Below are 25,821 nucleotides of genomic sequence, written 5' to 3' on the forward strand. Positions count from 1 at the left end.
GGGTGTTTATTAGTCATTGAATTTAGAAATTCCTTCTTCAAGCCAGGCTTCAAATTCGTCTACATCTGGTGTGTAGCCTACCGGCGTGTTAAGTTCGTTATCGTTATGATCGAGCAGTACATAATACGGCTGCGCGTTGATCTGATATTTTTCAATCTGAAAGTCGCTCCATTTATTACCAACAGTTTGAATGCGTTTGCCGGTAACTTCACTAACATATTGTTCTGCTTCCGGAAGCTCTTCTTTTAGATCTACAAATAACGAAATGAGCACCACGTCATTTTGTAGTTTTCCTAAAATTTGAGGTTCGCCCCAAACGCGTTCTTCCATCTTACGGCAGTTTACACAGGCCTTCCCTGTAAAATCTAAAAGTACCGGTTTATTTTCAGCTTTTGCATACGCCATTCCTGCATCATAATCGGTAAAGGTCACCAGTTGATAGGGACCAAGTTCGGCTTCTTCAGGCAGCTCACCTTCCGTTAATCCTGCAACACTACCTTTAGAATAACCAACACCATAAGGCGATTCACTATAATTTAAGGGTGGTGGAAAACCGCTGATCAACTTCAACGGGGCGCCCCATAGGCCGGGAATTAAATACAGTGTGAATGATAGGACGAAAAGCCCTAAAATCAATCTTCCTGAAGAAATATGCGGCAACGGACTGTCGTGTGAAAGTCTGATTTTTCCGAAAAGATAAAACGCCATTGCACCAAAAATAGCGATCCAAATCGCTAAGAATACTTCGCGTTCTAAAATATGCGCTTGCAGTACCAAATCAGCATTGGATAAAAATTTAAAAGCTAAGGCAAGCTCTAAAAACCCTAAAACCACTTTTACTGAATTTAACCAACCTCCAGATTTTGGTAAAGAATTCATCAAACCAGGAAACAAGGCAAACAAAGCAAACGGAATCGCGATGGCAAGTGAAAAACCAAGCATTCCTAATACCGGAGCGATACCACCTTCTGAAGCCGCTTGTACCAATAAAGTTCCTACAATAGGTCCTGTACAACTGAAGCTTACAATGGCCAAGGCCAAAGCCATAAAAAAGATGCCTACAATTCCGCCGCGATCTGCTTTTCGATCCACCGCATTTGCCCAAGAATTAGGCAGCATAATCTCAAAAGCTCCAAAGAATGAAATGGCAAATACAACCAGAAGTATAAAGAATACTAAGTTGAACCATACGTTGGTCGATAAGGCATTTAGCGCATCTGCACCAAAAATTCCCGTTACAATCGAACCTAACAGTACGTAGATCACTACGATGAAAACTCCGTATAATATGGCGTTTCTACGGCCGGTTGCCAGACTCTTACTTTGCTTTGTAAAAAAGCTCACCGTCATGGGGATCATTGGGAACACACAAGGTGTCAACAATGCTAAAAAACCTGATGCAAAAGCCACGAAAAAGATGGTCCATAAGTCTTGCTTTTCCTCTTGCTTCACAACTTCTTTTACCGGTTCAATTTCTTCGACTTTCTCTTGAACTTTACCATAGGCTTGAAATTCATTAAAGTCTTGAAACACCTGTCCTTTTTCGGTAGAAAGGTCAAAAACAATATATTTTTCTTCATTGATGCAAACCTCTTTACACACCTGATATTTCAAGATTAGCTTGACGTATTCGGTGGTTTCTTCAGCTTTTATCTTTTGGGTAAGCTGTGCCGTTTCTGAAAAAAACGTCTCATCAACTTCAAAAATATCGCTATAGGCTGTAGTGGTCTCGCTTTCTTCAGTAGGACCTTCTAAGGTATAGGCTTCGCCGGCTTCAAGAAATTCTAATTCGAGCGGTAAAGACCCACCCGGATCTGTAAACTGAGAATACACATGCCATTCAGGCTCGATGCTCGCATTTAATTTTAAAGTATAAGAAGCTGTCTCTGATTTTTCAACAGAAGCTTCCCATTGTACTGGATTTTGAGTCTCTGCGCCGGGCCCAAAACCTTGTGCATTTCCTGTAAGGGTAAAAACAAGCAATACAAGAATAGAGCAGTATTTAATCATAGTGTGCGGTAAATTTTAAAAATTGTGAAGTATTTGGGGTTACTTTATATCGATCATCAGTGCGTGCTCCTACAACCCAGATGATGTCTTGGTCGTTACAAAGCAGCCAAACTGACTCTTTATCTAATGTTGAAAATTTTAAGTCTTTAAAAAACTTACTAAGCTTTTTCTTGCCTTTAAGCCCAAAAGGATAAAACCAATCGCCTTCCTCCCACTTTCTAAGTTTTAAAGGAAACTTTAACTGTTCGGCATCAAAAATAGCTTCGGTTTTAGTTAAATCAGTCAATTGCTCCACATTTTCTTTCATCAGGGTTAGACCATTAAGATCGATTTTCTCAATATCTACGTACCAAAGCACTTCCTCAGTTTTGGCTTGATGTTCGGTCAACAAAAGAAAATCACGGTCCTTGATAAGTCGATGCTTTGTTGTGGCCACGTATTTGCCCGGCTGCGCATCGAGTAAATCATAAATATCATCCCAAGCAGTAAATTCAAAATCCTTTAAAAGTTGGTATAGAACGGCTTTGGTATTCGGCGTTTCTTTTAATTTCTGAATATTGAATTGATAGCCCTTAAAGGATTGGGTCACGATCTGTGAAAATAACAAGGCTGTATAATCTTCTAGCAGAAGTGCTGTTTCTTTTAAATGCTGCTGACTTTTTTGAAACTGCGTCAAAAACTGCGGAGCGGCTTCTTCTAAAGCAGGAATTGCGTGATGTCTTAAATGATTGCGCAAATACTTGTCTGAAGCATTGCTGCTGTCCTCCCGCCACGCTAGCGTATTTGCTTCGGCATAGGTTAAAATCTCTTCTCTGCTAAAAGGCAATAACGGACGTACGAGTCGGTCGTTTTCGGCAGTAATTCCGGTAAGTCCGTTTAATCCTGAACCTCTGCTCAAATTGATGAGAAAGGTTTCCAGATCATCTTTTGCGTGATGCGCTGTAGCAAGAAAAGGTAAATGGTGAAGTTGACAAAGTTCTTCAAACCAGTGATATCGCAATTCCCTCGCCGCCATTTGAATAGACACTTTTTGGTCTTGAGCATAGGCTTCGGTATCAAAGTTCTGCAAGTGAAACTTCACGTGAAGTTTTTCGGCTAGCTTTTCAACAAAAACCGCATCTGCATCGCTCTCCTTTCCGCGGAGGTTAAAATTGCAATGCGCGATCTCAAAATCGATCTTACACTCCGAAAACAAATGCGCTAAAACCACACTGTCCAATCCGCCACTTACCGCCAGTAAAAAACGAGCGTTTAGTAGCTTTTTAAAATGGGATTCAATATGAAGTTTAAATGTTTTAATCATAAAAACAAGTGCTGTTCTTGCGCTGTCTCTTTTATAAAATTTAAAACCGTAAATATACAATTTAAGCTGCGTAAGCCTGTAGATGAAATGCCAACTTTATTGGCCCCGCCAAAGGGTTTCATACTCTGAGGCTTGCCTCTAAATTGACAATGCTTTTTCAACCAATGCCATCTGGGCCTGCCTTTGTCGGCAAACAGGCTTGCCCTGAGGTAGTTTATTTAGTAAGTATTTAACGCATTAGGTTTTTGAAATTTTCAATTTGATGGGCTTAATATTGTATTTTTAATCGAAACCCTATGTAACATGTGTTACGAGCATATCAATGCACACAGTATATATTTGCCCATAAATTTGAATCCTTGAAGAAATTCTTTCCCATATTTGACTGGTTACCAAACTACAGGAAAAGCTACTTAGCCGGTGATATTTCTGCTGGAATAACTGTGGGTATTATGCTTATTCCGCAAGGAATGGCGTATGCCATGATTGCCGGTTTACCTCCGGTATTTGGACTTTACGCCGCTCTTTTACCTCAGGTAATTTATGCGATTATGGGTACATCGCGCCAACTGGCAATTGGACCGGTAGCGATGGATTCGCTCATAATTGCATCAGGTTTGGGAGCGCTGTCGCTAAGCGGTATCAACGAATATATCTCGATGGCTATTTTTCTGGCGTTGTTTGTTGGAATCATTCAAGTATTGATGGGTTTTTTAAAAATGGGCTTTTTAGTCAATTTTTTATCCAAGCCTGTGATTAGCGGTTTCACTTCTGCAGCCGCCTTAATAATAGGTATCACACAACTCAAACACTTATTAGGTATCACGGTAAGCAGCAATAAAACCCTGCCTATCATTAAACAAACCCTTGCGCAGCTTGATCAGATCAATCCTGTTGCAGTAGCGGTAGGACTTGCCGGTATTGGAATTATGTTATTGATCAAACGTATAAGTAGTCAAATTCCCGCTGCTATTGTTGTAGTCATCTTTGGTATTTCACTAGCTTATTTTACGCCACTTACCAATTACGGACTCATTCTCGTGGGAAAAATACCGGATGGCTTACCGAGTTTTGGTGTTCCATCGGTTCCTTGGGAAGATCTTGGTCAGCTTTTCACCCTTGCACTGGCAATGTCCTTAATCGCTTTTATGGAAGTCGTATCTATTGGTAAAGCACTCGAAGAAAAGGTAAAATCCAATACGATCAATCCCAATCAAGAACTTATAGCTTTGGGAACAGGTAATATCGTGGGGTCTTTCTTTCAATGTTATCCTACTACCGCTGGTTTTAGCCGTACTGCGGTAAATTTTCAAGCAGGTGCAAAAACGGGAGTTGCTGCTTTTATTAGTGCAAGCTTGGTTGCGCTTACCCTACTCTTTCTGACTCCGGTTTTCTATTATTTGCCTAATGCCATTCTTGCTTCGATCATTATGCTGGCGATTACAAGCTTGATCGATCTTAACTATCCTAAAGAGCTTTACAAGAATCAAAAAGATGAGTTTCTATTGCTAATCGCTACTTTTCTAATCACCTTATTTGTTGGGATTCAAGAGGGAATTATTCTAGGTGTTTTGTTCTCATTACTCTTGATGGTTTACCGCACCTCAAAACCACATATGGCAGTGTTGGGTCAAATAAAAGGAACCACATATTTCAAAAACATCAACCGTTTTGCTACCGACATCATCGATCGTAAAGACATCTTGGTCGTGCGTTTTGATGCACAATTGTTCTTCGGAAATAAAGACTACTTCTATAAAGAGCTTAAAAAACATATTAAAGCAAAAGGTCCTGAACTTAAAACCATTATCATCAATGCTGAAGCGATAAATTATGTTGACAGTAGCGCTATTTATATTTTGAAATACCTCATTCTAGAACTGCGACAAAAAGAGATCACCTTAATGATCGCCGCTGCTACCGGACCTACACGCGATATTCTGTTTAAAACCGGAGTTACGGAATTATTAGGTGCCGAAAACTTATTTGTACGTGTGGTTGAAGCAGTAGAATTTATTGACGGCGTGCATCCTCGTACCGAAATTGAAGATCGTGTCTCCCGACAGAAATTTTAATCAATTGAATTTATAGGTTCCGGCTAAAATTGCAAATCGGTGCGGGTCGTTTCCTTTTATTTCACCTTCGGTATAATTCCATTTTAAACCGATCGTATAGCGTTTCTGCGAAAAGAAAAACCCAACGTGTCCATTTAAAATACTGTGATTTACAAGATCGCGGGGAACTACTTTTTCGCCTTGCGCATTTGCATTTTCAATGGTCGCATTAAAAGCAGAAAAATTCATATTGAAACCGGCTTCGAGAAAAAATTCGGTTTCTCCAGAACCTAAAAGACTTTGTTGGCGCGCCACCGATTTGCCAATAGTATTAAATTGACCAAATCTAAAATAAGCACCTTGCTCAAAAAGGGTAAAAATGTTTCCGGCAGAAATTCGACTGAAACTGTAAAGATTCAGCCATTTTTCAGTGAAAATATCTTGAGCGTAATTCGCTCGTACATTGAAACCAAACTGATTAGGAATCTGCTCTTCCCATTGATCTACAAAAATGTCTCTCGAGAAGTTTTTGTGAATAAAATTCTGTATTTCCCCTGCTTGCACTGCGGGTCCTAAGATCCCTAAATCTACTTTCAATTGAAGAAACGCCTTTTTAAATCCGTAGTTATTAGCAAAATCTACATAACCCCAACCAGCATATGGCTGTCTGGTTTTGACGATTTGGTAGGTTCGCGCATAATCTGGCGTGTATGCTTGAATGTGCAACCCAATATTCTGACTAAACGCCTCCTTATTTGAAAAAAGCGATGCGAGCATACTGGAATTTTGCGGTAGCCAGTTAAAACCCAGATGAATTCCGTAAGTATAATGCCAGTCTGTACGTGTCCCAAAGATCGTAAAATCATTGTCGTGGCCTGTCAGCACTTCATATTTATAGGCGGGGTCCTGCTGTGCTTTCAGTAGAAAAGAAATCAAAAAAAGCCACAAAGCAATACCGATTTTTACAATCTTCATTGGTCTAAACTAAACAGTTTTAAATTTAAACACAACCGCTTTCATAAGAATGTCAAGATTTGATTAAATTTAAAAAGCAGGGTTTAATTCATTAAAACTATGTCACAAGCAGCAGCTCTGGCTCAAAGACTTCAGGAAGTGATTCTTGAGGGTACGTGGATCGCCAATACCAATTTTAAAAAGGAACTCGATAACACCGCACTTGACGAAGTTTCTATACAAATTAAAACCTACAATACTGTAGCGATTCTTGCGCAACATGTTCATTATTACATCGCAGGTGTAAAGCAGGTTTTTCTTGGTGGTGAACTCAGCATTAGCGATCGGTTTAGTTTTGATTTTGAGCCTATGCAAAACGATGAAGCGTGGCAAAACTTCTTGGCGCTTTTCTGGAAAGATACCGAAGAACTCGTCAATTTGATCAAAACCTTAACCAACGATCAATTAGACGCTATTTTTGTAAAAGAAGCCTACGGAAGCTACAAGCGCAATATTGAAGCACTTATTGAACACAGTTATTATCATTTGGGGCAAATCGTACTCCTGCTAAAAACCGAAGGAACAACGTAATTTTATAGCACTGAAACCGACTTATAAAACGTGGATAAATATCTAAAGATTATACAAGATTCCTTTACAGGATATTTTAATTACCTGATTGATGAGATCACCAATCCCGGGTGGACTAATTATTTCTACTGGCTTCTTGGGCTCTCGTTGCTTGTTTTTGCATTTGAGATCATTATTCCCTGGCGTAAAAAGCAACCAATTTTTAGAAAGGGATTTTGGCTCGATGCGTTTTATATGATCTTCAATTTCTTTCTGTTCTCTTTGATTGGTTATAACGCACTCTCCAATGTTGGCGTTGAACTCTTTAATGACTTTTTAGGACTTTTTGGGATAGATAATTTGGTTGCGATCGAGGTTCAGGACTTTCCGGTTTGGGCGCAACTTTTAATCATGTTTGTTATTGCCGATTTTATTCAATGGAATGTACACCGAATGCTACATCGCGTGCCGTGGTTGTGGAAATTTCATCAAGTGCATCACAGTGTAAAAGAAATGGGCTTTGCGGCTCAATTTCGGTTTCATTTTGTGGAGACCTTAGTATATAAAAGTGCGCAGTACATTCCGCTGGCGATGATCGGTTTTGGGATCGAACAATTTTTTGTGGTGCATATGTTTTCGGTATTCATCGGTCATTTAAACCACGCCAATCTCGATTGGAGTTATGGTCCGCTGGGTTATGTTTTAAACAATCCACGTATGCACATATGGCATCACGCTAAAGCGCTTCCGCCAGAACATAAATACGGGATGAATTTCGGCTTAAGTCTAAGTATTTGGGACTATCTTTTTGGCACCGCATACATCCCAAAAAGCGGAAAGAATATTGAAATAGGTTTTGACGGAGATGAGCGCTTCCCGCACGATTTTACGGGACAACTCACCTATCCTTTTAAGGAGCATTCTACCAAATAATTGCAGTTTTAGTATTCAAAAGCTAGTGTATCAAAGGTTACACCCACAAGCTGTAGCCTTTTTTATTTTTGAGTAAAATTTCAATGCTATGACAATTAAACAATTTGAATACAAACCTTTAGCCCATTTTTCTTATGCGATTTTAAGTGAAAACAAGATCGCTTTAGTAGACCCGGAACGCGATCCCGCGCAATACTATGCCTTTGCAGAAGAGCATAATGCGCAAATCGTGGCTGTTTTTGAAACACACCCGCACGCCGATTTTATTTCTTCTCACCTACAAATTCATAAAGAAACGGGCGCTACTATTTATGCGAGTAAATTATTAGGCGCAGACTACGCGCACGAGCATTTTGATGATGGTGACCTGGTTGAAATAGGAACTATCAAATTTAAAGCGATAAACACTCCGGGGCACTCTCCAGATAGCATCACGATAGTCGCTTCCACCGAAAATGAAACCGCTCTTTTTACAGGAGATACTTTATTTATAGGTGATGTAGGTCGTCCTGATCTGCGTGAGAAAGCAGGAAAAATGAAAGCTAAGCGCATAGACCTTGCAAAGTCTATGTATAAGACGATGACAAGTGCTTACAACGAATTTACCGATGATGCGGTTGTTTATCCCGCGCACGGAGCAGGTTCGCTTTGCGGAAAAAATATGAGCAGTGATGGCAGCAGCACACTTGGTGAGCAACGTGCTACCAACTGGGCTTTTAAAGAGCAATCTGAAGAAACTTTTGTAAATCATTTACTGGATTCTCAGCCGTTCATTCCGCATTATTTTGGTTATGATGTGGATATCAATAAAACCGGAGCGCTAAACTTAAATAGCAGCTTGGCTGATATCCCTTTAAAACTTTATGAAACGCTCCTGAATGGTGATGCATTAGTTATAGATACCCGTTTAGAAGAAGACTTTAAGAATGGGCATAAGCGGAACAGTTTGAATATTATGGCGACCAAACCAGAGCATAAATTTGAAACCTGGTTGGGTGCGATTGTAAAACCTGAAGAAGAATTTTGCCTTGTTTCTAACAGCGCTGCACACGCTGAAACGCTACTCGATCGCGTGAGCAAAATAGGTTATGAGCATCAAGTTAAAATGGTCTATACGCTTGGTGAACAAGATTGGCTCAAAATGAAGGATTTGGATCTGGAAGATTTCAAGAAAAACACAAAAGCATACACCATTGTTGATATTCGAAATCAAAGTGAAACGGAATCCGGCAAATTCTTTGATCACGCCATCACCATCCCACTGAATGAATTGCGCGATCGGTATGAAGAGATTCCGGTAGATAAACCTATTGTGGTGCACTGTGCCGGTGGCTATCGTAGCGCTGCCGGAAGCAGTATTTTAGCAATGCATATTGATGAAGTTACCGTCTATGATCTAGGAGATGCAGTAAAAGACTTTCAATAGCATTTAAATGAAAAAGGTATACAATATTTTATTTGTAACACTGCAAATGATAATAATGTGTGCCTTTTTCTTTCCAATAAGCCTTCTTAAATTCAGATTACCGGAAGCCTTTAACTACGGTGCTTACACCTTTATTGTTTTCGGAATGTTATTCGTTGTCATTGCCCTTTATCAATTACGGCATCAATTATCACCTTTTCCTAGTCCGCGTAAGAATTCAAGCCTTATAGACTTCGGAATATTTAGATACAGTAGACATCCTATCTATTTTGGAATTTTACTTTCATATTTAAGTTTATCGATCCTGTTTGAAGATGTATACAAGCTCGTTTTGACAGCTGTTCTTTACCTCTTCTTCTGCTGGAAGTCTACTTTTGAAGAAAACTTACTCGTGGCGCGCTTTCCCAAATACAAGATTTACAGAAAGAAAACCCCAAGGTTTTAAGTCCTTTTAATTTCAAAAAAAATGAAAGAACTTTAACAAGAAAACCTAGTGTTTTCAAGCTTTCAACCCAAGATTGGATTGTAAATTTATATCAGAATAAAAGCTTCAAAAGCTTTTACAAATCAACCTCCAAGAACCCGTAAAAATGGATGTCGAATTACTCGCCCGAATTCAATTTGCCTTTACAGTAGCCTTTCATTACATCTACCCACCTCTAAGTATCGGAATTGGATTATTGATGGTCATCTTTGAAAGTCTATATGTAAAAACCAAAAAAGAAGATTACCACATTCTTGCAAAGTTTTGGACTAAAATTTTTGCACTCACATTCGGAATTGGTGTTGTTACCGGCATTGTAATGGAGTTTGAATTTGGCACCAATTGGGCTACCTATTCGCGTTATGTTGGAGATGTTTTCGGAAGCGCGCTCGCAGCTGAAGGTATTTTTGCTTTTGCACTTGAAAGTGGTTTTTTAGGCGTGTTACTTTTTGGCTGGAACCGTGTAAAACCTTGGGTTCACTTGGTTTCAACAATCGGCGTATTTTTAGGTTCTATGTTTTCTGCGATCTGGATCGTAGTCGCAAACAGCTGGCAGCAAACGCCGGCAGGCTACCACATTGTAGGTGAGGGTATGAAAGCCCGCGCAGAGATCACCGATTTTTGGGCAATGGTTTTCAATCCGTCGAGTGTAGAGCGTATTTGGCACGTTTGGTTAGGTGCTTTTCTAGCGGGAGTATTCCTAATTCTTAGTGTACACGCCTACTATATCTTAAAAGGACGTTATGTGAGCATTTCAAAAAAAGCATTTAAGATCACACTTATCATTGCTACTATAACTTCACTCGCTCAACTTGTAGCAGGGCACGCATCAGCAGAAGTCGTTGCAGAACATCAACCTGCAAAATTAGCAGCACTTGAAGGACATTATGATGAAAACGCTGCGGCAGATATGTATCTTCTGGGTTGGGTAGATCAAGAGAATCAAGAAGTGACCGGTTTAGCAATTCCCGGTGGATTGTCGTTTTTATTAGATCAGGATTTTGAAGCTCCTGTAACCGGTTTAAATGCGTTCCCCGAAGATGAACGCCCTTCTCAGGTTAATGCTGTTTTTCAGTTTTATCACCTTATGGTTGCCATCGGGATGTTTTTGATCGCGCTTACTTTATATGCTTCTTTTTTAATGTGGAAAAAGAAACTGTTTACTAAAAAGTGGTTGCTTTGGGTTTTTGTGTTCACAGCTCTGCTTCCGCAGATCGCTAATCAAGTAGGCTGGTTCTCTGCAGAAATGGGGCGGCAACCTTGGGTGGTTTACGGCTTACTGCGCACTAACGAAGCCTTTTCTCAAGCGGTAACGGCTAATCAAGTCTTATTTTCTTTAATCCTATTTTTTGCCGTCTACGCCCTGCTCTTTTTACTTTTTGTTTACTTACTGAATAAAAAAATTAAGCACGGACCTTACGAAGAGGCCAATGATGAAGATGACGACAGACCATTAACCAAAGAAATTAGCGAAGTAGTAACAGGATAACAGAATAGTATGGAAACAATTTTAGGTATAGATTATCCCACGTGGTGGTTTTTAGTAATTGGCGGTTTATTCTCAGGATATGCAATTTTAGATGGATTTGATTTTGGTGCAGGTGCTTGGCATCTCTTTTTTAAAAAGGAATTGAATCGTCGTATTGCACTTAATGCTGTTGGTCCTGTTTGGGATGGAAACGAAGTTTGGCTCGTGATTGGCGGCGGAGCGCTATTTGCCGGTTTCCCTGTGATGTACGCGACACTTTTTTCTTCGTTGTATATTCCGTTTATGCTGTTTTTGATCTTCATCATTTTCAGAGCCATTTCAATCGAATTTAGAGGAAAAGAAGAAATGCTTTGGTGGCGTAAACTTTGGGATGTTTGTTATAGCATTTCAAGTATAATGCTCGCTTTTTTGCTAGGTGTCGTTTTAGGAAATGTGCTGCAAGGCTTTGCCATAGGCGAAAATTACCAATATACCGGCTCCGGCTTTTTTGAATTTCTGAATCCGTATGCGATTATGACCGGAGTAACGACACTTGCGTTGTTTATGGCACACGGAGCCATTTACCTGCTTCTAAAAACCGAAGGAGCGATGTTTGAAAAACTCACCAATCTACTCCAAAAAGGAATGATCTTTTTTATGGTGAGCTTTGCGATCACTACGCTGTATACACTGCTTTACATTCCGCATTTGTCTGACGACTTTAAAAGTGCTCCTGTTCTATTTGCGGTACCGGTGCTCACCTTTTTGAGTATTGCAAACGTACCACGATTGGCAAGTAAAAAAAATTACAAACTTGCATTTTTCTTTTCATCGCTAACCATTAGTTTATTGCTGGTTTTAGTTGCTGTAGAACTTTATCCTAACCTACTCTTTTCTACAGTTGACCCAAAATATAGTATCGATGTTTATGAAGCTGCTTCTTCTGAGCGTTCTTTAGGGATTATGCTTTTATTTGTAGCCATCGGTGGTCCGCTGGTTTTAGGATATACCTTTTTTGTGTACCGTACCTTTAGAGGAAAAGTCAAACTTGACGATCATAGTTATTAAAATAGATAAACATCCTGAGGCATTGGTTGAAAACGAATTTTCAATTTCGAGGCATCCCGATAGCTATCGGGATGGAGTATTATACCCTTTGACGGCGCCAATAAAAAAGCCCCTATAACGGGGCTTTTTTGCTGCTTAAAGTATAAAACACACTTATAATTAACCTTAAACAGTTTTCTATAGGCTAGCTTTTTGTTTCAAGAATTACAGTAACCACAGCCTTTTCAGGGATCTCAAATCCGTTGTTGGTTGTTAGCTCTTTCAGTTCTAGATTATGTTCTTCCGAAGTTATGTAGCTACTTGCTTTATAAGATTCGCTATACTTTGATAATGCTACCGCTTTACTTTTTTCGGTATCATTTATAAAAACAAGTACTATTTTATCCTTTTCCGGACTTCTAAATGCTGAATACAAAAACTTCTCATCTGGTGTTGACGCTTCAAGCTCCTGAAGATGTATACGCGTATATCCCGGGCGAATAAATCTACTGTAATTACCAAGCGTCCAGAGCATTTTACTTTCGTAAACAGTTCCATCATTTTTGTTTTTATCGATATAAACCAGACCATCTTTATAATCATAGGCTGAGATTGCGGTCCACCAATGCCACGCACTAGCGTTTGCGACGACCAGATCGGTATTGATCACTTTTGCCATATACAATGCTGCGGTCATTCCTAAATCTCTACCATTACCTTCGATTTCACCAGCATTATCCCCTAGGATGCAATATTCACTCATCCAGAAATGTAGATCTGAAATTTCATCTATGGCACTGTTAAGCTGTTTACGCTGATCTACAAGTCGTGAAAATGGTGAAGTTGTAAAATAACTGTGTGCGGAAACAGCATGATTTACTCGTGCCAAATGACCCAGATAGTTTTTTGAATTAGTATTAAAAAAGGTTTGAATCACGTTTGCTCTTCCTGATTTGTTTCCGTTTTCAAACAAATAGTTTATTTGAGCGGTTTCAGGAATATCAATATAGGTGGTGTTAAGATTGCGCCGTTGAAGTTCGTGATCTAAGGCTACAACCAAATCTTTTATCTGATCGTTCCAAAAAGGAGTTCCTTCTTGACCACCATCTGCCCAATCCCATTGCGGTTCATTTATAGGACTTATATAATTTATATCCAGGCCTATTTTTGAAAAGCCTTCGGTCACATCTGCAAGATATTTTGCGAACGCCTTATTTTTAGTGGGATCAAGGTTACTTTGAGCCTTATCGCTGGTATAGGCTTTTCCGTTTCTGGTGAATTGAACCGGCGGACTATTAGAAAAAACCAATAGTTGTTCTACACCTCGTTCTTTTGCAGCTTTAGCAAACCAAACTTGTCCGCTTTGCTTGCTCCAATCGTACGTTCCTTCTTGAGTAAGAAAACTTTCCGCTCTGCGCCATTCGTCGCGAATACCGCTAGATTTTCCTTGCTCTGCACTACCCGCTCCTAAATTAAAGCGCCAAAGACTTAAGCCTATTCCTTTAGGATTTCCATCTTGATCATTCTGCGTGCTGAAAAGCAAATCAGCGATTTGTTCTCTTTTTTCTAAAGGCCAATTTTTGCCTACAAATTGCACTGACCACGCATCTGACGCACCAAAATTATCGATCTTTTGAAAAGTCGTCTCAGCATCTAAATCTAAATGAATTAAATCTGGTGACTTCTGATCTTCCCTATTTGAATGCCAACTTAGCAATGTTAAAACAACAAAGAGGCCGAAAAAAAGAATTCCTATTTTAAAACTTGTGATCTTCAACTTGTGAATAAAAGCTTCTGTTAATTAATTGATAACGATTACAATTATCTAACTTTTCTAAGATTATTGCCGTCTACAAAATGCTCTTATTGGAGGTGTAGAACGTTCAAAACATAAAATGGAACACTTTTCTACATAAAATCAAAGTGCCTATGGATTCACTTCGTGCAAACTCGCAAAATCGTTATTACGCGTAACCAAAACTTTGGTGGCTCCTGAAGCAAAACGTACCAAATTGAGATCACGAATGTCCCCACGCAAATTTAACTGTTCAGCTTCTTTGAGTGAGATCCATTTACCATTTTCAAATTGAAGTAAACTACCAAAAGAAGCATCCATCTGCCCCAGACTTATTTTGAAAGGAAAGAAATTACCGGCTGCTAAAACTTCTTTATTTCCATCGTTATTGAAGTCTTCAACTATAAAATGCTGCACTACCGAAGCTTGTGCTTCAACTGGTAAAGGTTCTAAATGGAAAGATTCATTTCCTGAATTCACCAAAACCGAAGAACGCAATTCTTTAATATCAAGAACAAATCGAGGTTTGATTTGAGCTACTTCCAGCAATTCTTCAGTGGTGGTTTTTGCATAATCTTCATAATACGGAAAGTGCTTCTTCAACCCGGGAACTTGTGCTAAAAGTTCGTCCCGACCGGCTAGCGGATAATTTTTATGCTGAATATAATAGGACAAGATCGGATCAATTCGGCCATTATTATCAATATCTTGAATGTAATACCGCATAGGCTCTTCTGCCGAAGCTTTTAATTGCGAATTGAGCCCCATATTTCCTAATAAATAATCAGTGTCCCCGTCATTATCAAAATCAAAAGGAACAATTGAAGTCCACCAGCCTGTAGCATCGTTGAGATTATAGGCATCACTTTTGGCTAAGACGCCTTGTTTATTCTTTAATATCGTGATTGGCATCCACTCTCCTACTACGATCAAATCTTGCCAGCCGTCTGCATCAATATCTTCCCAAATGGCGTCGGTAACCATTCCTAAGTTAGCAATATCATAATTGCGCTGCGCTTCAAAAACAATACGACCATCGCTACTTTTATTCTCGAGCAAGATACTTTTGGGAGTCATAGGATAGTTTTTTCCGTTCAATCGTCCTCCTACAAATACGTCAAGATCGCCGTCCTTATCAAAATCTGTTGCTTTGACGGTTGCACCGCTAAAACGCATATCAGGTAAAGCATCTTTAGCCTCAGTAAACTTGGCATTGCCGTCATTAAGGTATAATCTATCCTGATAGAAATCATCACCGTTAAACGCTTCATTACCACCACTCACAACATACAAGTCTAAATCTCCATCTCCATCGGCATCAAAAAACAAGGATCCTAAATCTTCTTGAGCAGTCGCCCCGGGGGAAGTCCAAGGTTGATTGTCATTAAACGGTTTAAACGTTTCATCTGTTTGACCAAGAAACAGAACTGCCGGTTGCTCTTTTGCAGCTTCAAAATAAATATCGTCATTACCATCATTATTGAGGTCTGCGACACTGGCTTTGCCGCCTAACATTGATGCTCTGTAAAGAATTAAATTCTCACTATTAAAGTCTTGGTACGCATTTTCTTGATGCTTAAATTCAAGGTTTGATGTTTTTGTAATGTCTTTAAAGAATGCCTGAGCTTCATTTGATCCTGAACTGGCATATGCTTCAGCATCTTCTTCTTTAAGTACCAAGGTTTGATTGACTTTAAAATCTTTAAGTACCGAAGTTTTTCCGCCAGGCCAAAGGATTTTAAGTTCGTCAACATTTTGAATTGCTCCTGTACCAAGGGTCAGCACAGGTTCTACTGAAGATTGATAACCGCGACCATAATAGACTTCTTGATAAACAGTGGTTGAATCGTTTAGCTTCAGCAAGACTTTTGCTCCTAAGGCTTTAGCATTTTGACCGGAACCTTCCAGTTGAATTTTTAAATAATTATGGTTGAGATTATTTGTGTTGTTTTGGTACAAACTTATTGGAGCATTGAGATTATTGACAATAAGATCAAGGTCGCCATCATTATCAAAATCTGCATAAGCAGCTGCATTGGATACCGTTTTTTTCTCAATTCCCCATTCTGAAGTCTTGTCTACAAATTGCGCCTCACCCTTATTTTTGTAGACATAATTAGATACTTTGGTCGAGGACATTTTACTAACCAAGAGTCCAATATCTACATTTGAATGCGACTGTTGCGCTTGACTGATCGCTTCATTTACCGTATAGTTTGTAAAATCAAGATTGCTAAAGTCTCTCAAATAACCATTGGTAATAAAGATGTCTTTGAGGCCGTCATTATCAAAATCTGCCAGTAAAGGCGCCCAACTCCAATCTGTATTAGAAACGCCTGAGAGTTGCGCTTGCTCACTAAAAGCTAAACTTGAATCTGCCGAAACACTTCGGTTTAACTGAAGCGTATTACGCATATATTGATGATGGTAACCGCTATCTACAAGCGTGCGCTCTCTATTGAATTGATCGGGACCTTTAAGTACTTTTTGTCGGTAATTATCCTCAGGCAACATATCAAGGACAAACACATCAGGCTTTTGATCATTATTTAAATCAGCAATATCAGAACCCATTGAAAATTTTGATAAATGACCGAATGCGGATTTTGAAATGTCTTTAAAGGTTCCGTTTTGTTGGTTTATGTAACAAAAATCCTGTTCTACATAATCATTAGTCACATAAATATCAGGATAACCGTCATTGTTTAAATCGCTTATTGAAGCACTGAGGCCAAAATTTATTCCGGTCCCATTAATCCCAGAACCTTCAGAAACTTCAACAAATTTGTTTCCAATATTTTCAAACAATTTATTGCCATAATACGGATGTCTGAGACTTCGTAACTTTTTTACGTTTATAAGGGTATTGTAAAATTTATTGGCGTGATTCAATAAAAACATGTCCAAATCGCCATCCAGATCATAATCTAAAAAATAGGCTTGTGTGCTAAAGCTTCCCGCCGCATCCAGACCATATTCTTTGGCCATTTCTTTAAAAACAGGAACACCGTCTGCATTATTGCCCTGATTGATGAATAACGCATTGGATCTACCTTCATAATTTGGTATAACCGGCTCAGCATGGCCTTCTTTTTTTGAATTTCCGGAATAGGACAAATACAGATCCATCAAACCGTCACCATTCACATCTGCGGCTGTGACACCTGTTTTCCAGCCTTGCTTTTCTTTGATTTCGGCAGTTTGGGTTACGTCTTTAAAGTTCCATTTACCAAGATTAAGAAATAGTTTATTGGCAACCTGATTCCCAGAAAGATATACATCTGCAAAACCATCGTTGTTAAAATCTGCCACTGCAACGCCACCACCGTTATAAAAATACTCGTAGGTCATCACATTCTCGGCATCAGTTTCAGTGAGCCTATTTTCAAAATCTAAACCTGCTTCAAAGGCATCTACTTCTGTAAAAAGTGTTTTTTCTTTACACGAAAGCATAAAGAAAGCTGAAAATAAAATACCAACAGAACATCTATATAAAGACATGTTTTATACCGTTTTAAATATCTAGGTTAGAAAAATACAAAACTTATATACTTTTGATTTTAATCGTATTAGATAGTTTTTTTGAATTCGTCACTTTAAGCAAAATATCCCCTTTTTCTGAAGTACTTCTGAGAATGACTAAAGCTCTTCCATTCCAGGTTTTTCTAGAATGACTTGGGTATGCTGTAGTGTCTTTGAGATTTGCATTGTCTGTCGCTATAATTTCTGCAGGTCCCTCTACTGTAAAGTCTAAAAGCTGGTCTTGAGTTGGATTCAGAATTCCTTCTTCATCCTGAAGCTCTACCTGAATGTAGGCTAGATCCTGTGCGTTGGCTACAAGCGTATTATTTTCTGCAGTCAGTTTAATCTGGTCAACAGCTTTGGCTGTTTGTAAGAGCGTGCTTTCTTTTAGAACTCCATTTTCAAAGGCTTTTGCTACCAAGGTTCCCGGTTGATATTCTACATCAAAACTTGCTATAAATTCAGTCTCTCGAGAAACCTGTTGTGCTTCAATCAGGCGGTTATTCAAGTATAGTTTTACTTCAGGATATTTGGTATATACTTCAACCGTAATTGGTTTGCCTACATGTTGAGGCCACGTCCAACTAGGCCAAGTAGGCCAAACCGACCACATGGTTTCTTTAATCTGTTTTCCTTCAGGATTAGGCTGCTTAACCGCCATATAGATCTTTTCAGAATTATTCCATAGCATATCTCGGTAATGCGAGATAGGCTTACGCCAACCTATTAAATCAATATCTCCACAATAGGCCCCATGCCAAGGAAAATGATCTGCAGACCAATGCTCGCCATCAGGTTCTTCACCGGCTATATAAAATCTACCTATTCCGGATTCGCCTAAATAATCCATCGCAGTCCACACATAATCTCCAATGACGTATTGGTGCTTTTGCGTCATATCCCAACAGAAAAAAGCATCACGAGGATACGATTCGGTTTGCACCATAACACGCTCCGGCACGCGCTCGTGATCAGACTCCGCGCGATGCAATTGATAATTATAACCACCTATATCGTGTACTGAAAATAAAGGATCAAAAATCTGCCAATCATTATCCCAAGTGGTCATTGCAGAAGTAACCGGTCGCGTTGTATCCAATTCTAAAACTGCATTTTTCAAAAGCTGTGCTGTTTTTACCGCTTCGGGATCTTTTCGTTCAATAATCTCATTACCAATACTCCACATTACGATTGAAGGGTGATTGCGATCACGTGCCACCATTGCCTGAATATCTTTTTTATACCAAAGATCAAAATACCTCGCGTAATCATAAGGTGTCTTTTCCGTTCGCCAACCGTCAAAAGCTTCGTCAATAACCAAGAGACCGATACTGTCACAAGCCTTTAAAAATGCTTCTGAAGGAACATTATGCGATGTACGCACCGAATTAAATCCTGCATCTTTGAGAAGTTGCACTTTACGAATTTCAGCACGATCAAAAGCAGCCGCTCCCAGAGCACCGTTATCGTGGTGCATATTTCCGCCATTGATTAAAACGCTTTTCCCATTTAGAACAAAACCGTCTTTTGAATTATATTCAATCGTACGAATACCAAAAGTTTCTTCAACCTCATCAATAATTTTGCCTTCAGAATTTTTTATGGCAAGTTTTAAAGTATAAAGATTAGGATTATCAGGACTCCATAATCTCGGATTTGGAAGTTCTAATGCTAAAGTGCCTTTTCGAATCTCACCGGGAACATTCTTAAGTGCTAATTCAGATTTGAAGGTTTCTTCTTCTGTCTCAACCGAAGCAGTGACCCTGTATTCCTGAATAGTTTTTGTCTCATTTATTATAGCCGGGCTTATATGTACTGAAGCTTTATTCTTATCTACTTCAGAAGTGTTGATAGCGACTCCATTTGTTTCAAAATGTAATGGATTATTTACCTGAATTTTAACGTGTCTGTAAATACCAGAACCACTAAACCAGCGCGAATTGATCTCTTCAGAATTATCAACTTTAACCGTTATAACATTTTGTTCACCAAACTTTAAATATTCTGAAATATCGAAGTAAAATGGAGAATATCCATACGGCTGAATACCTACTGAACGGCCGTTTACAAAAACTTCTGCGTTCATATACACTCCGCCAAAATGAATATAAATCTTCTTATTTTCTAGCTCTTCAGGCACTTGAAATGTTTTGCGATACCAACCCAAACCATTTTTAAAATAGCCGCCGGCTCCTGCAGACGGGTTTTCTTGAGCTAAAGGGAATTGTACACTCCAATCGTGAGGTAATACAAGATCTTCCCAACCGGAATCATCGAAATTTGGGTCAATAGCCTTCTCATCTGCACTTAAGCTGAACTTCCAACCGTGGTCAAAGTTTTGAGTTTTTGATGTTTTATCAAGATTTTGTTGCGCTTTTAGTGGTAACATGCTCAAAACGAACACAAAAACTGCAAGCAATGCATTTGGTTTTTTCATGAATTTTAAAATATTCGGTAGGAAATCTTCACCTCTAAAAGCCTTGGGCTAAATGATTGCTATTTGATCTTAAGCCTTACCTTCGCATTTAAAGAAATCGATTTCGTAATCTAAAGACAATGATATAATTATTTCAAGGTCAAGACAAGGTAATTTTTGCCCGATTTCGGGGTATAAAGTGTTCAGAAGAACTTTAGGAAGTTAAGAAAAATGTACTTAAAAAGATTTGTAACCTAGTTTACTATAAAGAAAGACTGTAATTGAAGCCTCTAATAAGAACAACTTCAATATTTAATAACAGTCCATTTTGATTTGACCGCGTTGCTGATAATAACTTAAAGATTTTAGTTGATAGGTTTCACAAATAACCTGAAGCGCAGCAATCACTTCTTTTTGCATACTAATAGACCCACAAATCATGAGAACGGTTCCATTTTTTAATGCATTAGAAAAAGCTAAATGATTACTGGCAATCAAGTGCTGCACATAGATCTTTTCTTTTCCTAAACGAGAATATACCGGAACAAATTTTGAGAGCAACCCACGCTCCAATGCTGTGCTGATCTGGTTTTCATAAAGCGCAAAACTTGCTTCATTTTTAGCCCCCCAATACAAGATGCGTTCCTTTTTGTTTTCATTATCAGCCATCATTCCTAAAAATGGGGCAATTCCTGTTCCTGTAGCAATCAGGATAGCATTTTGATTTTTCTTTAAGTGAAATTCAGGGTTTTTAACACGTACGGCATTAAGTGACGCTCCAACTTCAATATCATTGAGATAGTTAGAACACAGCCCAAATTCGTGTCTTTTTATACTTAAGAGCAGTTCACCATCTAAATTCTTTCCTATAGAATAAAGGCGTTCGTGTGTGTCCTTTTGAGGATAAATGGCCAATAAATCACCTGATCTAAATTTGATCGATTTCTCGGGACGTACCGTTACTAAAAAGGTATTATCCGGACTTTCTTGAGCATAAGTTTTTGCTATTACTTCAAATTTTTGAGGCTTTTTACGGGGCTTGGTTACGGTATTGTCTCTGGGAACTTCTAGTTTAAGAGCTAATCGCTCTCCCCATTGATCTACCCATTGATCAAAGGCCTCCCAGGATTTATTATTTATGGTGTACACCTTAAGCAATTCTTTGGCTACCGGGCTTGCGCGCAGCGCTTCGTCTACATCAAAAGCATATTTACAATAGCTTGGATACGCCAACGAACCAAAACCAACCACACTGTATTCAAATTGTGGGATGTCTTTAAACGTATTAAGCAAGTTTAAAAATTTGGTGGCGTTTGCAGGAGGATCGCCGTCCCCATAGGTCGAGGTAAATATCACCAATTGCTTCATCTTTGGGAATTGCTGATATTTATCCATTTGGGTAAGATGAACCTTTATGTCTTTATTGAGCAGCTCTTTATAAAATAAACTCGCAAAAGACATCGTACTCCCGGTCTCAGAACCGACGAGGATTACAATTTCGCTTTGCGCAGCTTTAAATTTATTTTTGATTCTCCCTTTGCGACGCATAAACGTCATCTTGAATCCGGAATAAATAAAGAATAAAATACTAAAACACGCCGCCGCCAATATCACAGCCCAAATGACACTTCCACGACCTGTATGTAAAACCGTGCTGTAGTACGATAACATATTGACTAACGGATACGAAAGCTCACTAATTACTTCTCCTGTAACTTGATTTACAAGAAGCTCTCGATCGGTTAAACTTATTTTATAAGGATCTTCGACATCAGGACTAAACGGAAATTCGATGTATCGAACATCTGCTATTGTTATATTTTTTAAAGCTGGAAATTCGGCTAAATTCCTTTGTGGAGTGTCGGTTATAGAAGTGTAGTCAACATCGTGAGTTAACACGATATCGGGTGAAATTTCAAAACGCTGAAGCGAAAGATAAACACCTGTAAGCGTAATGATAATGATAGGAATAAGCGATAAGCGTCCTAAATAAATATGATAATAAGAATAAAAATTATCCTTTATGATTCGGTTGAAGAACGCACGTATACCTTGTTGCCTTTTTATGATTAAAATAAGGCCGGTAATACTGATAAGAAATAATAAAAAGGAAGCAAGACCTACAAAAAAACGTCCTGTGCTTTTTAAGAATAGACTGCGGTGCAAACTGGTTGCAAATTGAAAAATTTCGGCTTGTTTTTCAATTTCACCTACTTTTTTTCCTGTTAACGGATTGATATAAAAATCACCGCTGTCGCCTTCCATACTCAGTACAGAAGCCTTCACAAAACCTGCTTCATCAATTTCAACACTTAAGACTTCGTCATAATTTGACTTAAGTGTATCGATGAGCTGCGTTACAGGAATCTGGGTTTGATCACCACTGTAGTTTAATGCAGCGTGGTCAATAGGTTCAAACGCCAGAATGATTCCTGTTACAGAAGCAAGAAGTATGAATAAAAAAGAAGATACAGCCAATGCCAGATGACTGTATCTCCATATTGATAAAATCATAGCTTAATTGCTTGCCATCAATCGTACATATCTTATGTAACCTTTACCGGCAAATTTACCATTAAGGCTCGCCTGGTCAAGCGGAATCATAAGATCATCCTGATAATACTTTTGATCTTCAACAGCGGTTTCAAATCTCAGTTTATAACCACTGTCTATCTTGTCCTGAGCAATTTTGAATGAACCTATCCCACGACCACCGGCACCTACAGTAGCTCCGGCAATACCATCGATATTTTCATTTTTTACTTTTTGCTGCTCCCACCATCCGGTAAGATCTGGATACCACTCTTCGTCATCTCCCTGAACTAAAAGGGTTTTTTCATACTCGCCTTCAGGATTGATGAGCGACACAACAACATACGCACCTTCTCCACTATAGTTGGTTATTTGAATTAAACATTTAAATGTGGTTTCTGCAGGTTCTTTTTCAACAAAAGAAAAAAGGGTAAAGCAGAATAATCCTAATACTAATGTTTTTAATCTCATAATTTAAAATGAATTGTAATCGCTTATTTTAAAAAATCTATGCTTGCTTTGCTGCTAGCTAGAATTTCGTTTTCACTGGCAAGATCATAAATACTCTCACCAAAATCTGTAGTTACACTGGTATCTGCACCATTAGCTACAAGCAACTCTAGAATTTCAGTATTGTCTGCTCTTAATGCTGCAATTTGTAATGGTGTATTTCCGTCTTTATCAGCCTGATTAACATCAATTTCTAAAGCCAAAGCTTTTTTGGTTAACGGTAAACTGTTTTTCTTAACGGCTAACAGTAGCATGTTCTCTTTATTCTCTTGAGTAGCAGCAAAATCAACGCCTTCTTCTGCAAGCAACTCCATTTTTGCATCAAAAGCTGCTGCGTTACGTGGATTGTAAGCATCAGCCAAATAGAACATTAAAGTATTTCCTTTATCATCAACAACAGATGCATCTGCACCTTGGGCAATTAAATAACTTACCACTTCAGGAGAATTTCCTGCAACGGCTCTACTTAGCGCTGAAATGCCTTCTTCATTAGTATGGTTAATTGCTTCAGTCTTCTCTTCAAATAATTTTACTACTTCAAGACTATTTCTAGAAGATGAATAGATAAGTGGTGTGTTTCCTTCACCGTCTACCGCAGTAGGATCTACTCCTTTTTCTAAGAAATAATTGAAAATGTCCATATCCTGATTTCTTCCGGCAAGCACGTGAAGCGGATTGGTTCCTGTAGTGGTAGTAACGTTTGCTTCAATACCTAATCCTTCTAAATATTTAAATACTGAAAGCGGACTAGAACCACGGCGAGAACCTTGTGCTGCAGCAAGTATTGCGTTTCCACCTTCATTATTTTTAGCTTTAGGATCAATACCTTTTTCGATGAGCTTGTTCATCATTTCTACATTTCCTGAGCGAGCAGCGTAGATGAAAGCGTTGTTACCATCCTCATCGGTATCGGTAAGAGCAAGACCTTTATCTTCAAAATAATCGATCATTTTGAAGTCTTTTTGACTTGGTAAGATCAAAAGCAATGCGTTTGCACCGTGATGCGTTTTTTCTACTTTAGGATTAGAACCCTTAGCGATTAAATAGTCATAAATCTTAGTATCTGTAACGCCTGCATTTGCAGCAAAATTAAGCACCGAATAGCCGTGATCATCTACAAGGTCCATTTTTGCACCGGCATCAGCAAACTTTTTTACTAAAGGAAAATTTCCTCTAGAAGCCGCCCAAAAGATATAAGTACGACCATCGTGCGTAAGTTTATTTACTGAATTTCCCTCTTGAGCAAAAAGATAGTCAATCACTTCTTCTGAAGCATCGCCAAAAATAGCCATAACCACAGGATCAAAATTACTTCCGTTAGCCTCTGAAGGATCATTACCTGCAGCGACCGCCGCCTTAACCTCTGCTAAGGAAGGTTTTTGACCCCAAAAATCTCTAGAGAGTAATTGGTTTGACTCTTGCGCTGTGAGCGTTAAGCTAAAGAGTATTACAAGAGCGCTAATTATATATCGCACTGAATTCATTATTTATTCTTTTTTAGATTAATTATAAATAGGTGGGTAAATTTAATTATTTTTTGGTTTTCGGTCTATGTCTTCCTTGAATATTTTCAGGATAAATTTTAATATTAAAATAGATGAGAAATCTATGCTACATAAAGCGTTTCGGCACAAATACAATTCAATAAAAATGACATTTCGTTCTAGGAATTTCCTGTATTAAAGTTCATTATTTTTTACTTCCCATTATAAAATCGTAGTTTAAGCATTCAATCTTTAATCTCCTACTTCGCTCTCATTCGGCAACAAAACTACTGAATAATTTTATTTTTATTTAATCTAAATAAGATATTTTATTAGTTTTGAACTATCAAAACTATATTTCCTATGAGAAACCTACTACAATCAACTGTACTGCTTCTATTTATTAGTATTTCTGTTCAAGCTCAATCTAAAAAGGATCAAGACAGACAAGCCATAAAAGATATGTGTGGCTGTTATGAAGTAACTTTTAAATATGCAGAAACTTTTTCTCCAGACGGCAATTACAAAAAGCACGACGATTACTATGCGTCTGCCCTAGAATGGGCTCAGCTTATTGAAGATGAAGAAAACAAGATCTCCATTCAGCATTTACTTGTTGTACAAGACACGATGGTGATTAAACATTGGCGTCAAGATTGGAGTTTTGAAGACCCAAATCTTTTTATCTATGATGCTAATAACACCTGGAATCGTGTTGAAAAGGATGATCAAAGCATTAAAGGGCAATGGGCGCAAAAAGTATATCAAGTAGATGACAGTCCTAGATATTCCGGTTCTGCCACTTGGATTCACGTTGATGGTAAAAAAATCTGGCAAAATACAACTCCTGCTCCTCTACCTCGCAGAGAATATACACATAGAAGTGATTACAATATTATGGAGCGTAACAATCAGGTTCAAATCACCACGTACGGATGGTTACACGAACAGGATAACTCAAAAGTTTTGCACGCTGCTGATGCCGACGATCGCATTATAGCAGAAGAAAAAGGATATAATATTTATGAGCAAGTAGCAGATGAGCGCTGCGCAGCTGCACAATCCTGGTGGGAAGCCAACCAGGAACTCTGGGCAAAAGTCAGAAAAGAATGGGATCGTATTTTGGCATCAAAAGAACGCCTGAAATTGAAAAAGAAAGTTGATGGAAAGCGCCTTTACAGTGTTTTGTTTGATCTTAAACCAACTGCAACAACCGCAGAAATACACCAAGCGATTATTGCATTTGTTGAGTGAGTGGAATGAACTTTCCTAAAATGAAAAGAGTCCTCAAATTGAGGACTCTTTTTTTCTTT

17 protein-coding genes are annotated in these 25,821 nt (G+C 38.6%); 8 read left to right on the forward strand and 9 right to left on the reverse strand.

Annotation, left to right across the window (positions count from 1 at the left end):
* Positions 1 to 9: 9 nt before the first annotated feature.
* Together MED217_RS09750 and tilS are read right to left on the reverse strand one after the other, a co-directional pair.
* On the reverse strand, positions 10 to 2,010 hold the full coding sequence (locus MED217_RS09750; RefSeq protein ID WP_009780344.1) for a protein-disulfide reductase DsbD family protein: 2,001 nt from the start codon (positions 2,008 to 2,010) through the stop codon (positions 10 to 12).
* Positions 2,003 to 3,313, reverse strand: a complete 1,311-nt coding sequence (gene tilS, locus MED217_RS09755) for a tRNA lysidine(34) synthetase TilS (protein WP_009780345.1) — start codon at positions 3,311 to 3,313, stop codon at positions 2,003 to 2,005. The genes MED217_RS09750 and tilS overlap by 8 nt, the downstream gene beginning before the upstream one ends.
* A gap of 359 nt (positions 3,314 to 3,672) precedes the next feature.
* Between tilS and MED217_RS09760 the strand changes: the two genes are divergently transcribed.
* Positions 3,673 to 5,388 carry a SulP family inorganic anion transporter gene (locus MED217_RS09760; protein WP_040532722.1) on the forward strand — a complete coding sequence of 572 codons (1,716 nt, stop codon included), beginning with the start codon at positions 3,673 to 3,675 and terminating at the stop codon, positions 5,386 to 5,388.
* Here the strand turns inward: MED217_RS09760 and MED217_RS09765 are convergent, their stop codons facing one another.
* Entirely contained in the window at positions 5,389 to 6,342 is a 954-nt protein-coding gene (locus tag MED217_RS09765; RefSeq protein WP_009780348.1) for a lipid A-modifier LpxR family protein, read from the reverse strand. It lies immediately after the preceding gene.
* Between the two features lie 99 nt (positions 6,343 to 6,441).
* Here MED217_RS09765 and MED217_RS09770 point away from each other — a divergent pair, with 99 nt between their 5' ends.
* The 6 genes from MED217_RS09770 (at position 6,442) to cydB (ending at position 12,270) form a co-directional block, all read left to right on the forward strand.
* Positions 6,442 to 6,912, forward strand: coding sequence for a DUF1572 family protein (locus tag MED217_RS09770; RefSeq protein ID WP_009780349.1), 471 nt, complete (start codon positions 6,442 to 6,444; stop codon positions 6,910 to 6,912).
* 30 nt (positions 6,913 to 6,942) lie between these two features.
* On the forward strand, positions 6,943 to 7,824 hold the full coding sequence (locus MED217_RS09775) for a sterol desaturase family protein (RefSeq protein WP_009780350.1): 882 nt from the start codon (positions 6,943 to 6,945) through the stop codon (positions 7,822 to 7,824).
* A gap of 88 nt (positions 7,825 to 7,912) precedes the next feature.
* Positions 7,913 to 9,250 carry an MBL fold metallo-hydrolase gene (locus tag MED217_RS09780; protein ID WP_009780351.1) on the forward strand — a complete coding sequence of 446 codons (1,338 nt, stop codon included), beginning with the start codon at positions 7,913 to 7,915 and terminating at the stop codon, positions 9,248 to 9,250.
* A gap of 7 nt (positions 9,251 to 9,257) precedes the next feature.
* Positions 9,258 to 9,695, forward strand: a complete 438-nt coding sequence (locus MED217_RS09785) for a methyltransferase family protein (RefSeq protein ID WP_040532724.1) — start codon at positions 9,258 to 9,260, stop codon at positions 9,693 to 9,695.
* A gap of 145 nt (positions 9,696 to 9,840) precedes the next feature.
* Positions 9,841 to 11,223: a cytochrome ubiquinol oxidase subunit I gene (locus tag MED217_RS09790; protein ID WP_009780352.1), complete on the forward strand. Its 1,383-nt coding sequence runs from the start codon at positions 9,841 to 9,843 to the stop codon at positions 11,221 to 11,223.
* Positions 11,224 to 11,232: 9 nt separating this feature from the next.
* Positions 11,233 to 12,270, forward strand: coding sequence for a cytochrome d ubiquinol oxidase subunit II (gene cydB, locus MED217_RS09795; RefSeq protein ID WP_009780353.1), 1,038 nt, complete (start codon positions 11,233 to 11,235; stop codon positions 12,268 to 12,270).
* A 184-nt stretch (positions 12,271 to 12,454) separates the two neighbouring features.
* Here cydB and MED217_RS09800 read toward each other — a convergent pair whose 3' ends face one another.
* From MED217_RS09800 to MED217_RS09825, 6 genes are all read right to left on the reverse strand, one after another.
* Positions 12,455 to 13,966 carry a glycoside hydrolase gene (locus tag MED217_RS09800; protein ID WP_154648929.1) on the reverse strand — a complete coding sequence of 504 codons (1,512 nt, stop codon included), beginning with the start codon at positions 13,964 to 13,966 and terminating at the stop codon, positions 12,455 to 12,457.
* Positions 13,967 to 14,176: 210 nt separating this feature from the next.
* On the reverse strand, positions 14,177 to 17,545 hold the full coding sequence (locus tag MED217_RS09805) for a VCBS repeat-containing protein (protein WP_009780355.1): 3,369 nt from the start codon (positions 17,543 to 17,545) through the stop codon (positions 14,177 to 14,179).
* 43 nt (positions 17,546 to 17,588) lie between these two features.
* Positions 17,589 to 20,003: a glycoside hydrolase family 2 TIM barrel-domain containing protein gene (locus MED217_RS09810; RefSeq protein ID WP_009780356.1), complete on the reverse strand. Its 2,415-nt coding sequence runs from the start codon at positions 20,001 to 20,003 to the stop codon at positions 17,589 to 17,591.
* Between the two features lie 291 nt (positions 20,004 to 20,294).
* Complete coding sequence (locus tag MED217_RS09815) at positions 20,295 to 22,496, reverse strand: PepSY domain-containing protein (RefSeq protein WP_040532726.1); 2,202 nt, start codon at positions 22,494 to 22,496, stop codon at positions 20,295 to 20,297.
* Positions 22,497 to 22,499: 3 nt separating this feature from the next.
* Positions 22,500 to 22,985, reverse strand: a complete 486-nt coding sequence (locus tag MED217_RS09820; protein ID WP_009780358.1) for a DUF2271 domain-containing protein — start codon at positions 22,983 to 22,985, stop codon at positions 22,500 to 22,502.
* A gap of 23 nt (positions 22,986 to 23,008) precedes the next feature.
* The gene (locus tag MED217_RS09825; RefSeq protein ID WP_009780359.1) at positions 23,009 to 24,508 is read right to left on the reverse strand and encodes an ankyrin repeat domain-containing protein; all 1,500 of its coding nucleotides are present in this window, start codon (positions 24,506 to 24,508) and stop codon (positions 23,009 to 23,011) included.
* Positions 24,509 to 24,871: 363 nt separating this feature from the next.
* On the opposite strand from MED217_RS09825, the gene MED217_RS09830 reads away from it, so the two are divergent.
* The gene (locus tag MED217_RS09830; RefSeq protein WP_009780360.1) at positions 24,872 to 25,762 is read left to right on the forward strand and encodes a DUF6607 family protein; all 891 of its coding nucleotides are present in this window, start codon (positions 24,872 to 24,874) and stop codon (positions 25,760 to 25,762) included.
* The last annotated feature ends 59 nt before the right edge of the window (positions 25,763 to 25,821 follow it).

Source organism: Leeuwenhoekiella blandensis MED217, assembly GCF_000152985.1.
GTDB lineage: Bacteria > Bacteroidota > Bacteroidia > Flavobacteriales > Flavobacteriaceae > Leeuwenhoekiella > Leeuwenhoekiella blandensis.

What these genes read in the sequence shown, in the direction of transcription:
- MED217_RS09750 (WP_009780344.1), bottom strand. Translation starts at nt 2,010, where the DNA reads ATGATTAAATACTGCTCTATTCTTGTATTGCTTGTTTTTACCCTTACA.
- tilS (WP_009780345.1), bottom strand. Translation starts at nt 3,313, where the DNA reads ATGATTAAAACATTTAAACTTCATATTGAATCCCATTTTAAAAAGCTA.
- MED217_RS09765 (WP_009780348.1), bottom strand. Translation starts at nt 6,342, where the DNA reads ATGAAGATTGTAAAAATCGGTATTGCTTTGTGGCTTTTTTTGATTTCT.
- MED217_RS09770 (WP_009780349.1), top strand. Translation starts at nt 6,442, where the DNA reads ATGTCACAAGCAGCAGCTCTGGCTCAAAGACTTCAGGAAGTGATTCTT.
- MED217_RS09780 (WP_009780351.1), top strand. Translation starts at nt 7,913, where the DNA reads ATGACAATTAAACAATTTGAATACAAACCTTTAGCCCATTTTTCTTAT.
- MED217_RS09785 (WP_040532724.1), top strand. Translation starts at nt 9,258, where the DNA reads ATGAAAAAGGTATACAATATTTTATTTGTAACACTGCAAATGATAATA.
- MED217_RS09790 (WP_009780352.1), top strand. Translation starts at nt 9,841, where the DNA reads ATGGATGTCGAATTACTCGCCCGAATTCAATTTGCCTTTACAGTAGCC.
- cydB (WP_009780353.1), top strand. Translation starts at nt 11,233, where the DNA reads ATGGAAACAATTTTAGGTATAGATTATCCCACGTGGTGGTTTTTAGTA.
- MED217_RS09805 (WP_009780355.1), bottom strand. Translation starts at nt 17,545, where the DNA reads ATGTCTTTATATAGATGTTCTGTTGGTATTTTATTTTCAGCTTTCTTT.
- MED217_RS09810 (WP_009780356.1), bottom strand. Translation starts at nt 20,003, where the DNA reads ATGAAAAAACCAAATGCATTGCTTGCAGTTTTTGTGTTCGTTTTGAGC.
- MED217_RS09815 (WP_040532726.1), bottom strand. Translation starts at nt 22,496, where the DNA reads ATGATTTTATCAATATGGAGATACAGTCATCTGGCATTGGCTGTATCT.
- MED217_RS09820 (WP_009780358.1), bottom strand. Translation starts at nt 22,985, where the DNA reads ATGAGATTAAAAACATTAGTATTAGGATTATTCTGCTTTACCCTTTTT.
- MED217_RS09825 (WP_009780359.1), bottom strand. Translation starts at nt 24,508, where the DNA reads ATGAATTCAGTGCGATATATAATTAGCGCTCTTGTAATACTCTTTAGC.
- MED217_RS09830 (WP_009780360.1), top strand. Translation starts at nt 24,872, where the DNA reads ATGAGAAACCTACTACAATCAACTGTACTGCTTCTATTTATTAGTATT.